This is a genomic window from Arthrobacter sp. TJ-240, assembly GCF_058269195.1.
Window position 1 is genome coordinate 165832 of sequence record NZ_JBZCNG010000005.1, and the last position, 13905, is coordinate 179736.

Genomic DNA, 13905 nt, shown 5'->3' on the forward strand with positions numbered 1-13905 from the left:
CCCGCCTGCCCCGTGTACCCACGGCCGATTGCTTGTGTACGCCACCCCTGGGATCGCCTCGTGACCAGTAGGCAGCACACTGTCCAGGCCACCCGGGGCGAGATCATCGCAGCGATCGCCGAGGTCCGCGCAGCCGCACTGCTGGGCCAGGATGAGCAGCGAGCTCATGCTGCCGACTGGCTCGACGGATTGTTCGCCGGCGTTACGGATCGACGTGGACTCCGTGAAGCATCAGCTCAGGCGCTCACCCTGTACCGCGGCGGGATGGGATCGTTCCAGGATGTGGGCTACGAGGCTGCAGGGCACGCGGTTGACCGTCTGCGCGTAGCACTGCGGCGTGGCCGATCCTGGTTCCTGCGCAACTCCTGACCGGCACGCGAGAACGAACTTCGGGGCCCGGCTTCTCCTAGCCGCTGACGGTTGGTCCCTCGGCGCCGCTGATGACCGATTCGACCAGCACGTTCATCTTGATGTTCCGGTTGCTAGCCGCAGTCTGAAGGATGTTGATCGCCTGCTCCTGAGAGCACTGGTTCTGCGCCATGAGGATGCCTGCTGCCAAGTTGATGCGGGTCCTGCTCGCGGAGGCGAGAGCGAGATTGTCTCGCTCTTCGGCGGCAGCGGTCAGCCGGACCGCAATCGCCAGGGGCCTCCGGGATGCCTCATAGAGAGAATCGAGGCGAGCTGCAGCCCTGGGTGTGAAGGAATCAGGGTTGGGCGAGAGAACGCACAAGCCGACTTCCACCTGCTCGGCGAGCCGATACACCTGGCGGGCGACAGCCTGTCCCACTGGCGAGCCGGGCACCGAGCGGCGCGATGCGACGTCGTTCCGGCGCCAGATGCCAGCCTGGAAGTGGGCCACCTGACCCGCAGCCTTTGTGGTGCCGACGGCAAGAGGCTTCTTGCGCGGCCGCAGGAGGAAGACTCCGCATCCGGCAGCAGCGGCAACGGGCAGGTCCTGCTCAACAGTGGCTGCCAGCTCTTCAAGGCACGCATCCAGGGGGTCTCCGGCGAGGACCAGGGCCGTGAGTGTCTGTTCGAGCTGTACGTCGAGATCGATGCAGGGTGTGGATGCCAAGGACGCTCCCAAATCGACGCCAACGAGAAGCCTCGTTGGCAGCTTGGGGACGCCACTGCTCAGCGCCACCACGACCAACGGTATGTGTTGGGCTGACAGTGGGGGAAATCAGGACAGGCTCCCGTGCCACCAAGGTGCACTGGGCCGGGCTCCCAGCCGGCTCGGGAACGAGTGCAAGCCGTGCTCGTCGTGAGCAGCGTCGGGAAGCAACCCAACCTGATGGAGCAACCCGCCCCACACGTCGCAGAAGCTGTGCTCAGAACGGTGGCAAAACGGTGGCATGGGCCTATCCGAGGCAACAAAAAACCGCCGGACCGGGGCTTTTGCCCCGTCATCCGGCGGTTCGTCGTGGAGCTAAGGGGATTCGAACCCCTGACCCCCTGCATGCCATGCAGGTGCGCTACCAGCTGCGCCATAGCCCCGTACTGTGTCGCTTCCGAAGATTCTCACCCCGTCGAAGCAACTTGATCAGTCTAGTAAATTCTGGCGGCTTCGCCAAATCGACGGTCCGCCGCGGCTCACCCTTCCATGGGCTCCTCCGGCAGCGAGCCGAGGCCCACATTGTGCTCCGTCAGCTGCCACGAGAAGAGGGCATCGGCCCTGCCGACCACCTCGTGGACCTCGGACCAGTGACAGTTGGACAACCCGGCGAGGGAACCCCACCGCTGGGGCGGCAACCCCATGAGCGCCGCCAGGGCAGCCCTGATCGCCCCACCGTGACTGACCACGACGAGGGTTTCCGCGGGCTCGATGCGGGCGACGGCGTCGGTCACCGCCGCGAGCATGCGATCCCCGACGTCGATCCGGTTCTCCGCGCCGCCGGCACGAACGTCCGGGTCACCCCCGCGCCAGGCCGCATTGTCCTCGGCGAACCTCTCGTCGATCTCGGCGAAGGACAGGCCCTGCCACTTCCCGGCGTCCGTCTCGCGGAGGCGCTCGTCGAAGGACACGGCCACGCCGCTGAGCTCCGCGAGGGCGGCTGCCGTGTCAGCAGCGCGCCGCAGGTCCGACGAGACGATCAGGGCGGGCTGCCGGGTGACCAGCACCTCGGCCGCCCGCGCCGCCTGCTCCCGGCCCGTCTCGTCCAGGTCGATATCCTCCTGGCCCTGGAACAGGCCGGAGCGGTTCCACTCCGTGCGGCCGTGCCGCCAGAAGATGACGCGTCGCGCTGCGGGGTCGGCGTGGGGGTACCGCGTCACTCGGCGTCGTCGGACGCCGCGACCTGGGGCGAGCTCTGCAGCGCGCCCTCGAGCTGGAGGTCGACGGACGGGCAGTCCTTCCAGAGCCGGTCGAGGGCGTAGAAGACGCGGTCCTCTTCGTGCTGCACGTGGACGACCACCTGGGCGTAGTCGAGCAGGACCCAGCGGCCCTCGCTGCGCCCTTCACGCCGGACCGGCTTGAGGCCCTGCTTCGAGAGTTCCTCCTCGATGCCGTCGACGATCGCGTTGACCTGACGCTCGCTCGGCGCGGATGCGATCAGGAAGACGTCCGTGATGGCGAGCCGGTCGCTGACGTCGATGGCGGTGATGTCCTGTGCGATCTTGTCCGCTGCGGCGTGGGCCGCGGTGCGGGCGATGCTGATGGACTCTTCGGTAGCGCTCACTGATCTCCTTGTGTGGTGCCAGCGGTTTCACCCATTGAGGGAGCTGACTGTCAATACTATTCCGGTTGAGAGTGCCGCCGCGCCCACGCCGAGCAACGAATACTGCAGGTAGCGCACCCGGCGCAAGCGTCCCAGGCCCGCCGTCATCGCATCGAGCGGGTCGAGCCCGAAGGCGCTGCGGGCCCGGATCGGCTCGGTCTCGTGCACGGCGGGGCGCTGAGGCACTGCGGCGTCGATGCGGTCCCCACCGACGGCGGGTGCAGCAGACGCCTCGGACGGTGCTGCCGCGGGCCGCGGCAGCACTACCGGTACGAGGGAGGTGGACGGCACCCGCAGGACGGCCCCGGAGCTTCCCGGTGCAGTGACGAACTCCGGCGGGGCGAAGATCGACAGGTTGTGCGCCGACGTCGGGTCACTCGGCTCCGGCGTGGGCTGCCGGTTCTGCTCCGAGAGCTCCTGCATCCGGCGCGCACGGGAATTGAGGACCGCGGCCCGCTCGGCGAGGGCGTTCTGCTTCGCCAGTACCTCGAGGTCCACCGTGAACGGATCATCGGTGCCCGACGCCTGGAGGGCGGCAACGTGGTCCCTTGCCTCCGCGGCGATCGCGTTCCGTGCGGCGAGAGCCTCCTCGACCGGCATGTCCTCCGGCCGCCGTCCCTCGCCTGCGTCGGCGGACGGGCGGTCCGCAGGAGCGCCGTGGACCGGCGGGGCGTCGACGGCGGTCATAGGGGCATCAGCCACCGGGCCGGCCTGGCGACGGCGGTCGCGGCGTCCTCCGGGGACCGGCGTACCCGCGGTACCGCGATCGGGGAGCACTGCCCTGCCTCCGACCTGCTGCAACCGCAGCTGGCGGCGGGTGGGTGTCTCCACGCGGAGTCGTGCCTCCTCCGGTGTCCCCTGGGTGTCGGCGAGGGCACGGTACGTCCTCAGCGCCTCCCGGTCCCGGGCGCGCGCCTGTGAGTCACGTTCCCGCCGCGCCTCGGGCACCGCGTCGAGAGGCGCTTCGGCTGCCCTCCTGCTCCGCCGTGCTCCGTCGTCGGTGGTCGTGTCGGATCCGCCCACGACGGATCCGGACCTGTCGCTGCCTGTCATCTCGAGTCCCCCTGACTCGGCACGGTCCGCTTCTTGAGACCCGGTCCTCCGTGCGTCGTCCTCTGCCTTGCCCATCGCGTGTTCACCCAGTTGGTTGTTGTACGGCGCGGGGATTGCCCCCGTGCTTCCCTTCTTCGAGAAGGACTTCCTCGCCATCGGTGCCCGCGGTGAGACCGCCCTCGGGCGGTGCCTCGCCCCGGTAGAGCCGGTGCTTGGCGATGTACTGCACGACACCGTCCGGCACCAGGTACCAGACCGGCTTGCCCTCACCCACGCGGCGGCGGCAGTCGGTGCTGGAGATGGCCATGGCGGGCACCTCGAGCAGGCTGACGTCGCGTCCCCGCCCGTTCAGCTCATGGCCGGGCCGTGTGACCCCGATGAAGTGCGCGAGCGACCACAGCTCCTCCGCGTCCTTCCAGGTGAGGATCTGGGCCATCGCGTCGGCACCGGTGATGAAGAAGAGCTGCGCGTCGGGCCGCTGGGCCTTCAGGTCGCGCAGGGTATCGATCGTGAAGGTGGGGCCGGGGCGCTCGATGTCCACGCGGCTCACCGTGAAGCTGGGGTTGGACGCCGTCGCGATGACGGTCATGAGGTAGCGGTGCTCCCCCGCCGTCACGTCCTTGTCGGCCTTCTGCCAGGGCTGCCCGGTGGGGACGAACACCACCTCGTCCAGGTCGAACACCGAGGCGACCTCGCTCGCGGCGACGAGGTGGCCGTGGTGGATGGGATCGAAGGTGCCACCCATGACGCCGAGGCGCCACGGTGATCCGTCGCGATGCCGCCGGCCGCCCATGACGTCCCGCACGATACTGTCAGCTGCCACCTGGACCGCTAGTGCCGGTTCGCTTCACCGTGGTCGTGGTTGTTGGCGTGCTGCTTGTGCGGGTCGATGTGCTCCTCCACGGCCTCGTGGCGGTTCCGCACGTTGGAGAACGAGACGGTGACGAGCATCAGGAGGAGCAGGATGCCCATGACGATGAGCCCGTAGGCCAGAGCGGGCATCGGCAGCTCTGTATGGTGTTCCATGGCTTCGGTCGCCAGCAGTGCGCTGCCGAGGGAATAGAGCATCGTGGTTCCTCTGTCGGTTCTGGGTCTGCCGGTCCATCCGGTCCGGCGCGGGCGTTTCTCCCATGGTACGCGTAACGCAGGCCGGACCCACTCCGCGTCCGGCCTGCCGTCAGCGGCGGATCTGCCCCTCGCCCTGCACGATCCACTTGGTGGTCGTCAGTTCGGCCAGGCCCATGGGTCCGCGGGCATGCATCTTCTGGGTGGAGATCCCCACCTCGGCGCCGAGGCCGAGCTCGCCGCCGTCGACGAACCGCGTGGAGGCGTTGACCAGCACCGCGGCCGAGTCCACCCCGGCGACGAACTCCTCCGAGGACGCCAGGTCGTTGGTGATGATCGCCTCGCTGTGCCCCGTGCTCCACCGACGGATGTGCTGCAGCGCCTCGTCGACGCTGTCCACGGTGCGCACGGCGAGATCGAGCTGCATGTATTCACGGCCCCAGTCCTCCTCGGTGGCCGACTGGGCGTCGGTTCCCGCGGGCAGCAGTGCGCGTGAGCGGTCGTCGACGTGCAGGACCACCCCGGCGCGCACGAGCGCCGCGAGGACGCCCGCAGCGGCGCGGGAACGGCTGTGGACGAGAAGCGTCTCCACGGTGTTGCAGACACTGGGCCGCTGTGTCTTGGCGTTGAGGAGGATGTCGATCGCCATCTCCTCGTCCGCGCTCTCGTCGAGGAGGATGTGCACGTTCCCCTCCCCCGTCTCGATCACCGGGACCCGCGCCGACGTCACGACCGACTGGATGAGGTCCCGGCCGCCGCGCGGGATGAGGACGTCCACGCGTCCGCGGGCCTCCATGAGGACGCGGGCGCCTTCGCGGCCGAACTCGTCGATGGTGAGGACCGCGTCGTCCGGCAGCCCGTGGTCCTCGAGGGTGTCGCGGATGATCCCGACCAGCGCGGCGTTCGTGCCGGCCGCCGCGCTGCCGCCGCGCAGGATGACGGCGTTGCCGCTCTTGAGGGCGAGGCCCGCGATGTCCACGGTGACGTTGGGGCGCGCTTCATAGATCGCCGCGACGACGCCGAGGGGCACGCGGACCTGCCGCATCCTCAGCCCGTTGGGCAGGGTCTCGGCGCGGACCGCCGTCCCGACGGGGTCCGGGAGCGCTGCGAGCTCCCTCAGCGCGTCGGCGAGGCCGTCGATGCGCGCGGCGTCGAGGCCGAGCCGGTCCAGCAGGTAGGCGGAGGTGCCGGAGGCGCGGCCGCGCTCGACGTCGGACCGGTTCGCCGCGAGGACGGTGTCGCGTCGCGCGACGAGGGCGTCGGCGACGGCGAGGAGTACACGGTCCTTGCGGGCGCGGTTGGCGCGCCCGAGCGTCCGGGACGCGACTCGGGACCGGTCCGCGATGGAGTGGACGGCCGCGGTGAGCTGGTCCGGGGACAGCGCGTCGGCGTCGTCGGTCCGGGGGGTCGTCTCAGCCTGCACATCGGTCATCCCAGCAGTCTAGCGAGGAGCTGCCCGCCCGCGGCGTCCAGGGCCGTTCATGACGTTGCGGCGGCCCGCAGCACCACGAGATCGTTGACGTGCACGATCGAACGCTCGTACTCGGAGCCGAGCTCGTCGGCGAGGTCGTGCGTGGACCTCCCGAGCATCCGCGGCAGTTCGGCCGAGCTGTAGTTCACGAGGCCGCGCGCCACCACGGTCCCGTCGCCGCTCACGAGCTGGACGGGATCGCCGGCCTCGAAGACACCGGACACGTCGACCACCCCGGCGGGCAGCAGGGACCGGCGCCGCTCCCCCACGGCGCGCACCGCGCCGTCATCGAGCACGAGGGTGCCGAGGACACGGGCGAGGTGCGCCAGCCAGAGCAGGCGGATGGGCTGGCGTTTGCCGGTGGGCGTGAACCAGGTGCCCACGTCCTCGCCGCGCAGGGCGGCGGCGGCGTTCGCGGTGGAGGTGACGAGGGCGGGGATGCCGGAGGAGGCGGCGATGGTCGCCGCCTCGACCTTGGTGACCATGCCGCCCGTCCCCAGGCCTGCCTTGCCGGTGCGGCCGATCGTGACGCCGTCGAGGTCAGCCGGCGACCCGACGAGCGGGATGCGGCGCGCGCCCTCGGTGGGCGGGCCGTCGTAGAGGGAGTCGACGTCGGACAGGAGCACGAGTGCCTCCGCCTTGACGAGGTGCGCCACGAGCGCCGCGAGGCGGTCGTTGTCGCCGAAACGGATCTCGTGGCTCGCGACGGTGTCGTTCTCGTTGACGATGGGCACGACGCCGAAGTTCAGGAGCCGCTCCATGGCGCGGTGCGCATTGGCGTAGTGGGAGCGCCGGATGAGGTCGTCGGCGGTGAGCAGGATCTGGCTCACGGTGACGCCGTGGGCGGCGAAGGCCTGGGCGTACTGCGCCATCAGGAGGCTCTGCCCCACGCTCGCGGCTGCCTGCTGGGTGGACAGCTGGGCCGGCCGGCGGGCGAGGCCGAGGGGCGCGAGCCCTGCGGCGATCGCCCCGGAGGACACCAGGATGACCTCGGTGCCCGCCGTGCGCCGCGCCGCGAGGACGTCGGCGAGGCCCGTGAGGGCCTCACCGGAGATACCTCCGGACACGGACGTGAGCGACGACGAGCCGACCTTCACGACGATCCGCCCGGCAGCGGCGAGTCCCGCCCGGGACACGGAGGGCTGCCCGGCCCGCTCCAGCGCCACGCGTCAGTCCCCGGTCTCGCCGTCCGTGTCCTGCTGGCCGCGGGCCGGACGCGTGCGGTTCTGCATGGACTCGGTCCAGACACCGGCCTTGCGGTCGGCCTCGAGGTCGGCGCGGGCCGCGGCCTTCGCCTCCTTGCGCTCCTGGTACTCCTCGCGCTTCTGCTCGCGCGTGGGCCGCACGTACTCGGCGAGGCGGAGGTCGGAGCCGCGGGGGCCGGCGAGCAGCTCGGCGCCACCCATCATGGTCGGCTCCCAGTCGAAGACGACGCCGTCGCCCTCGCCGATCACCACGGTGTCGCCGGGCTTGGCGCCGGTCTTGAACAGCTGCTCCTCCACGCCGAGCTTGGCGAGGCGGTCCGCGAGGTAGCCGACGGCCTCGTCGTTGGTGAAGTCGGTCTGCATGACCCAGCGCTCGGGCTTCTCGCCGAGCACGCGGAAGAGCGGCAGGGCGTCCTTCTCCTCATGCCGGATCCTGAAGGAGGCGGCATTGACGCCGCGCGGGCGCAGCACGGGCGGCGCGACCTTCGGCGGTGCTGCGGCCACGGCCTTGCGCGCGTTCTCGACGATCTCCGCCATGGCGAAGCCGAGCTGGCGGAGTCCCTCGTGGCTCGAGGCGGACACCTCGAAGACGCGGTAGCCGCGGGCCTCGAGGTCCGGGCGCACGAAGTCGGCCATGTCGCGCCCGTCCGGTACGTCCACCTTGTTGAGTGCGATCAGCCGGGGGCGCTCATTGAGGGGGACGACGTCGCCGTCGGGCCCCGCGAAGCTCATGTCCACCGAGTACTTCTCGAGCTCACGCTCGATGATCTCGAGGTCGGCCAGCGGGTCGCGGTCGGTCTCGAGCGCGGCGCAGTCCAGGACGTGCACGAGGGCCGCGCAGCGCTCCACGTGGCGCAGGAAGTGGTGGCCGAGGCCCTTGCCCTCGCTCGCGCCCTCGATGAGGCCGGGGACGTCGGCGATGGTGAAGCGGGTGGAACCGGCCTCGACGACGCCGAGGTTCGGCACCAGCGTGGTGAAGGGGTAGTCGGCGATCTTCGGGCGGGCGGCGGACATCGCGGCGATGAGGCTCGACTTGCCGGCGGACGGGAAGCCCACGAGGGCGATGTCCGCGATGGACTTGAGCTCGAGGACCACGTCGCGTTCGTCGCCGGGGATGCCGAGGAGGGCGAAGCCCGGCGCCTTGCGCTTCTGGGAGGACAGCGCGGCGTTGCCGAGCCCGCCCTGCCCGCCGGCCGCGGCGACGAATTCCGTGCCCTCGCCCACGAGGTCGGCGAGGACCTCGCCGTCCTTCGTCTTGACGACGGTGCCGTCCGGGACGGGCAGGATGAGCGTCTCCCCGTTCTTGCCGCCGCGCCAGTCGCCCATGCCGCTGCCGCCGTTCGTGGCGTGCCGGTGCGGGGCGTGGTGGTAGTCGAGGAGGGTGGTGGTCTGGTGGTCGACCCGGAGGATGACGTCGCCGCCGTCGCCGCCGTTGCCGCCGTCGGGCCCGCCCAGGGGCTTGAACTTCTCGCGGTGGACGGAGACGCAGCCGTGGCCACCGGTGCCTCCGGATACGTGCAGGACTACGCGGTCAACGAAGCTCGCCACGGTGGTCTCCTTCTACAAATCTCTCGCTGTGCCGAGTCTAATCGGCTTAAAAGAAGGTGGGGCGAGCCGTAGAGGCTCACCCCACCCGAATGCTTCTCGCACCGTGTACAGGCAGAATTACTCTGCTGCTGCTCCCACGATGTTGACGACCTTGCGTCCGCGGCGGGTGCCGAATTCGACGGCGCCTGCCTCGAGTGCGAACAGGGTGTCGTCCCCGCCGCGGCCGACGTTGGCGCCCGGGTGGAAGTGGGTGCCGCGCTGGCGGACGATGATCTCGCCGGCCTTGACGACCTGACCGCCGAAGCGCTTCACGCCGAGGTACTGCGCGTTCGAGTCGCGGCCGTTGCGAGTGGAGCTTGCGCCCTTCTTATGTGCCATGAGTTATGCCTGCCTTCGCTGAAGTGTCTACGTGACCGAACGGTAGCCCGAGGGGACTACGCGATGCCTGTGATTTTGACGCGGGTCAGTTCCGAACGGTGACCCTGGCGCTTCTTGTAGCCGGTCTTGTTCTTGAACTTCTGGATGACAATCTTCGGTCCACGAAGATTCTCGACGATCTCGGCAGTGACGGTGACCTTCGCGAGGTCCTCCGCTGCGGAGGTGATCTTGGCGCCGTCTACCAGAAGGAGGGCGGGAAGCTTGAACGTGCTTCCGGCCTGACCGGTGACGCGGTCAAGGGTAACGAGGTCTCCTACAGAAACCTTTTCTTGGCGGCCGCCTGCGCGGACAATCGCGTACACCACTTGGGAACTCACTTCTCTCGACTATCTGACTTCTGATGAAAAAACCTGGGTGCGCCTCCGCAGCAATCCTGAAGGTTGCTCCTCGTACCGGATCCGCGCTGCGCGTCCCCGGCACCGCTGCCTGCGGCTGCTGGTGTCGGGAGGACATCTGCGTGCGCCGGACATGCCGGTTAACAGGCGAGTGCACCGAGGGTCAAGATTACGGCAGTACGGCACCTTCCCGCAAATCAGCGGCACGTGCACGGCCCCCGGACCGGGGATGTGGAAGGCCGGGGTCCTCGCGGACCCCGGCCTTCCACCGCGGAGCGTGCAGCCGTGCGGGCCGGCCGGTCCTGTGGCGCTACAGCTCCGACGCCGGCACGCCGACGCCGAAGATCAGCGGCTCGGCGCCTGAGGGCTCGGGCGTGCGCACCGTGACAGGGGCCTTGGCGACGTGCCGTGTGCCGGACTGCCCGGCGGCGGTCTCGGCGCCCTGGGTCTCGATCGTCGTGTCCGCTGCACCCTGGGCGCTGCGGGCCACCCGACGACGCGGACGGGTACGGGGAGCCGGCGCCACGGGCGGTGCCGTCGCGGGAGCCACAGATACCTCCGGTGCCTCCGGTGCCGGTCCCCCGGTGGCGGGTCCGCCGTCGTCCGTTGATGCAGCCGGGCGCTCCGCCTCGTCAGCCGCGGGCCTCCGGTTGAAGGCCTCGCTGAGGCTGTCGAGCGTCAGGCGGGTCGCCGGCGCTGCGTCGCGCTCCTGCCGGGCCTGCGGCCGGCTCTCGGCGCGGGGCAGGGTCACCGTCTCACCGTTGATCGTGAGGACGGCCTCGGTCACCTGGATGTCGGCCTCGGCGACCGCCTCCTCCGCGTGGTCCTCGTGCGCCTGGTCCTCATGCGCCTGGTCCTCATGCGCGTGGTGCGTCGCGGCCGCGATGCTCGCCAGGGCGGCACGGGCGGCCTCGGCCTTCGCCGCGCGTTCCGGGCTCTCGGCCACGGGGGCGGGAAGCTGCACGGGCACCTCGTCCACCGGCTGACCGCTCCGGCCCCGGTTCCGCTTGCGCTCGCTCCGGGACGGCTTGTCCTGACGCATCGGCTGGCTCTCGGGCAGGGGCAGGGAGCGGCGGTGTTCGACCGGCTCCATATGCGTGACGACGCCGCGGCCCGCACAGTGCTCGCAGTCCTCCCCGAAGACCTCCAGCAGGCCGGTCCCCATGCGCTTGCGCGTCATCTGGACGAGGCCGAGCGACGTGACCTCTGCGACCTGGTGCTTGGTCCTGTCCCGCCCGAGGCACTCCACGAGGCGCCGGAGGACGAGGTCGCGGTTCGCCTCGAGCACCATGTCGATGAAGTCGATCACGATGATGCCGCCGATGTCGCGCAGGCGGAGTTGCCGTACGACCTCCTCCGCGGCTTCGAGGTTGTTCTTGGTGACGGTCTCCTCCAGGTTGCCGCCGCTGCCGGTGAACTTGCCGGTGTTGACGTCGACGACGGTCATGGCCTCGGTCCGGTCGATCACGAGGGATCCGCCCGACGGCAGGAACACCTTCCGCTCGAGCGCCTTCGCGATCTGCTCGTCGATACGCGACGCGGCGAAGATGTCCTCCTCGCCCGTCCACTTCTCGAGGCGTCCCACGAGATCCGGCGCCACGTACATGACATAGGCCTCGATGGTGTCCCAGGCGTCCTCCCCGGAGACGACCAGCTTCGAGAAGTCCTCGTTGAAGACGTCCCGGACCACCTTGATGGTCAGGTCGGGCTCGCCGTAGAGGAGCTCGGGGGCGAGCGTCTTCGTCGAGCCCGACTTGCGCTCGATCTCCTCCCACTGCGCGCGGAGCCGGTTGATGTCGTGGGTCAGCTCCTCCTCGCTGGCGCCCTCGGCCGCGGTGCGGACGATCACGCCCGCGTTCTCGGGCAGGCGGTCCTTGAGGATCCGCTTGAGGCGGTTGCGCTCGACGTCGGGCAGCTTGCGGGAGATGCCCGTCATGGAGCCGCCCGGGACGTATACGAGGTACCGGCCGGGCAGGGAGATCTGGCTCGTGAGCCGGGCGCCCTTGTGACCCACCGGGTCCTTGGTGACCTGCACCAGGACGGGGTCGCCGGACTTCAGCGCGAGCTCGATGCGGCGCGGCTGGCCGTCGAGGCCCGCGGCATCCCAGTTGACCTCGCCGGCGTACAGGACGGCGTTGCGGCCGCGGCCGATGTCCACGAAGGCGGCCTCCATGCTCGGCAGCACGTTCTGCACCTTGCCGAGGTACACGTTGCCGATCAGGGAGTCCTGCTGGGTCCGTGAGACGAAGTGCTCGGCGAGGATGCCGTCCTCGAGCACGCCGATCTGGATCCTGTCGTCGCGCTGGCGGACGATCATCTGCCGGTCCACGGATTCGCGACGGGCGAGGAACTCGGCCTCGGTGATGACCTGGCGGCGGCGACCGGTGTCGCGGGATTCGCGACGCCGCTGCTTCTTCGCCTCGAGCCGGGTGGAGCCGCGCACGCTGGTGACGCGGTCGGAGACGGGCTCGCTGGACTGCCGGGGAGCCCGGACGCGCGTGACCGTGTTGGGCGGGTCGTCGTCGTCGCCGCCCGAGAGCTCGAGGTCCTGGTCGCCACGGCGGCGACGGCGGCGACGACGTGAGGTGACGGCCGCGCCGTCGTCGGGTCCATTGGTGGCGGGCTGCTCGTCCGAGGCCTCGGCGTCATCCGAGGCCGATCCGGCCTGCACTGCGTCGCCGCGGCGGCTGCGGGTGCGGCGGCTCCGCCGTGACCGGCGGTTGGAGTCCTCGGAGCTCGGGGGGTTCTCGGTGTCGTCCTCCGTGTCCTCCTCGCGGGGCGGGGTGACCTTGACGGAGGGCACGGTGACGGTGCTGAGATCGGGTGCGTGGAACAGGAGCGACAGGGGCGACTCCGGGACGGCGAAGGGGTCGCCGCGGTGTCCGTCGACGGGCTGGTCCGCGGCGTCGTCCGTGTCCTGCTCGGCGCCGGCGTCCGGGGTGGCGGCGGGGGCGGGCGTCGGCCCCGCCTGTGGCTGTCCGGCGGACGCGCCCGCCACGGCGTCGCTCGGGGTGTCGTCGCTCGGGGCGTGGTCGTTCGGGGCGTCGGCGCCCGAGGTGTCGGCGGTCCCTGTCTCGACGGCCTGGACGGGCTCGGAGGCGCGGCGGCTGCGGGTCCGGGTGGAGGTGCGTCGCGCACGCGCCGGCTTCTCCCCGGTCTCGGCGGCGGTGTCGGTGCCGTCACCGGCGTCGGCCGGGGCCGCGGCCTCCTGCGGGGCTGCGGTCGTGATGGTCTCCGCGGCCGAGGCCGTCGTGGTCTCGGCGACGGGGAGCTGTTCGACAGGCCGGGCGGGGCCGGCTTCGGCCGTGGCCGCGCGGCGCCGCGTCCGTGCTGCCCGCACGGGGGCGGCGGGTGCTGCATCGGCGCCGGCATCCGGGGTGGTCACCGGATCCGTTGCGGCGGCACTGGTCGGGGCGGCGTCTGGCACGGTGTCCGTCGGCGTGTCGTCGGTCGGGACGACGGCGAGCTTTCGTGCGCGCGTGGCCCGTTTGCGGACCGGCGCGGCGGGCGCTTCGCCGGCAGAAGTGTCGGCGACAGGTGCATCGGAGGACTCCGCAGGGACGGGTGCGCCCTCGGCGGTGGTGTCGACGGCCGGCGCCTGCACGGCGGGTGGGGCCCCCGCGGGGGCACTGGCCGCGCGGCGCCTGCGCGGCGCCTTCACCGGCCCGGCCTGCTCCGGAGGCTGCACGGTCTCCGGTGCAACGGTTGTGTTCTGGTCGTTCCCCAGCTGTTCTGACTGATCCATGGGTGCTTGCTCCAAGCCCCTGCGGCGTCGGCCACATTCCAACGCCCTCCAGGGCGGTATGTCGGCCGGCCGCGGGCCTTTCGCCCGGCGGCCGGCCGGAAGTCGTTGTCATGTCGTCCGAGGTCACACCGTCATTGGGGTGCGGAATCATTCGGAGACCAGTGGCGCTTTTCCACCTCAGCCGTCCTTGTCGACGGTGGGTTCCTCCAGCGGATTCCCCCTACTTCCGCCGACGGGGCGGACTCGGTAGGACGGAAGCATCGCTGGCTGAACGGAAGCCTGTCACTGGACCGGCGGAGGAATGTGGTTCCTTCACCAGCCTTCGTCA

The 13905-nt window shown here is 70.6% G+C and carries 13 protein-coding genes and 1 tRNA gene; 1 reads left to right on the top strand and 13 read right to left on the bottom strand.

Features of this window, described 5'->3' with window-relative positions:
* The first annotated feature begins 60 nt into the window (after nt 1-60).
* Nucleotides 61-369: a DUF6966 domain-containing protein gene (locus AC4D2C_RS13760; RefSeq protein WP_490915444.1), complete on the top strand. Its 309-nt coding sequence runs from the start codon at nt 61-63 to the stop codon at nt 367-369.
* Between the two features lie 37 nt (nt 370-406).
* Here the strand turns inward: AC4D2C_RS13760 and AC4D2C_RS13765 are convergent, their stop codons facing one another.
* From AC4D2C_RS13765 to AC4D2C_RS13825, 13 genes are all read right to left on the bottom strand, one after another.
* Nucleotides 407-1075, bottom strand: a complete 669-nt coding sequence (locus tag AC4D2C_RS13765) for an ANTAR domain-containing protein (RefSeq protein WP_490915445.1) — start codon at nt 1073-1075, stop codon at nt 407-409.
* A 349-nt stretch (nt 1076-1424) separates the two neighbouring features.
* Nucleotides 1425-1497, bottom strand: a tRNA-Ala gene (locus AC4D2C_RS13770).
* 96 nt (nt 1498-1593) lie between these two features.
* Nucleotides 1594-2274, bottom strand: a complete 681-nt coding sequence (locus tag AC4D2C_RS13775; protein ID WP_490906309.1) for a histidine phosphatase family protein — start codon at nt 2272-2274, stop codon at nt 1594-1596.
* Nucleotides 2271-2678, bottom strand: a complete 408-nt coding sequence (gene rsfS / locus AC4D2C_RS13780; RefSeq protein WP_104049834.1) for a ribosome silencing factor — start codon at nt 2676-2678, stop codon at nt 2271-2273. Before rsfS ends, AC4D2C_RS13775 begins: the two co-directional genes overlap by 4 nt.
* Before the next feature lie 27 nt (nt 2679-2705).
* The gene (locus tag AC4D2C_RS13785) at nt 2706-3770 is read right to left on the bottom strand and encodes a hypothetical protein (protein WP_490915446.1); all 1065 of its coding nucleotides are present in this window, start codon (nt 3768-3770) and stop codon (nt 2706-2708) included.
* An 82-nt stretch (nt 3771-3852) separates the two neighbouring features.
* Entirely contained in the window at nt 3853-4563 is a 711-nt protein-coding gene (gene nadD / locus AC4D2C_RS13790; RefSeq protein WP_490915551.1) for a nicotinate-nucleotide adenylyltransferase, read from the bottom strand.
* A gap of 38 nt (nt 4564-4601) precedes the next feature.
* Nucleotides 4602-4838: a hypothetical protein gene (locus tag AC4D2C_RS13795; protein ID WP_490906311.1), complete on the bottom strand. Its 237-nt coding sequence runs from the start codon at nt 4836-4838 to the stop codon at nt 4602-4604.
* A gap of 109 nt (nt 4839-4947) precedes the next feature.
* Nucleotides 4948-6267 carry a glutamate-5-semialdehyde dehydrogenase gene (locus AC4D2C_RS13800; protein WP_490915447.1) on the bottom strand — a complete coding sequence of 440 codons (1320 nt, stop codon included), beginning with the start codon at nt 6265-6267 and terminating at the stop codon, nt 4948-4950.
* Between the two features lie 47 nt (nt 6268-6314).
* Entirely contained in the window at nt 6315-7472 is a 1158-nt protein-coding gene (gene proB / locus AC4D2C_RS13805) for a glutamate 5-kinase (RefSeq protein WP_490915448.1), read from the bottom strand.
* A gap of 3 nt (nt 7473-7475) precedes the next feature.
* Nucleotides 7476-9059, bottom strand: coding sequence for a GTPase ObgE (gene obgE / locus AC4D2C_RS13810; protein ID WP_490915449.1), 1584 nt, complete (start codon nt 9057-9059; stop codon nt 7476-7478).
* Between the two features lie 117 nt (nt 9060-9176).
* A complete protein-coding gene (rpmA, locus tag AC4D2C_RS13815) occupies nt 9177-9437 on the bottom strand; it encodes a 50S ribosomal protein L27 (RefSeq protein ID WP_028280075.1) in 261 nt (86 codons plus the stop codon).
* Between the two features lie 56 nt (nt 9438-9493).
* Complete coding sequence (rplU, locus tag AC4D2C_RS13820; RefSeq protein WP_087073581.1) at nt 9494-9802, bottom strand: 50S ribosomal protein L21; 309 nt, start codon at nt 9800-9802, stop codon at nt 9494-9496.
* 340 nt (nt 9803-10142) lie between these two features.
* Complete coding sequence (locus AC4D2C_RS13825; RefSeq protein ID WP_490915450.1) at nt 10143-13577, bottom strand: Rne/Rng family ribonuclease; 3435 nt, start codon at nt 13575-13577, stop codon at nt 10143-10145.
* Between the last annotated feature and the right edge of the window lie 328 nt (nt 13578-13905).

Coding starts and splice junctions, on each gene's coding strand:
- AC4D2C_RS13785 (WP_490915446.1), bottom strand. CDS start 3,770: ATGACAGGCAGCGACAGGTCCGGATCCGTCGTGGGCGGATCCGACACG.
- nadD (WP_490915551.1), bottom strand. CDS start 4,563: ATGGGCGGCCGGCGGCATCGCGACGGATCACCGTGGCGCCTCGGCGTC.
- AC4D2C_RS13795 (WP_490906311.1), bottom strand. CDS start 4,838: ATGCTCTATTCCCTCGGCAGCGCACTGCTGGCGACCGAAGCCATGGAA.
- AC4D2C_RS13800 (WP_490915447.1), bottom strand. CDS start 6,267: ATGACCGATGTGCAGGCTGAGACGACCCCCCGGACCGACGACGCCGAC.
- rpmA (WP_028280075.1), bottom strand. CDS start 9,437: ATGGCACATAAGAAGGGCGCAAGCTCCACTCGCAACGGCCGCGACTCG.
- AC4D2C_RS13825 (WP_490915450.1), bottom strand. CDS start 13,577: ATGGATCAGTCAGAACAGCTGGGGAACGACCAGAACACAACCGTTGCA.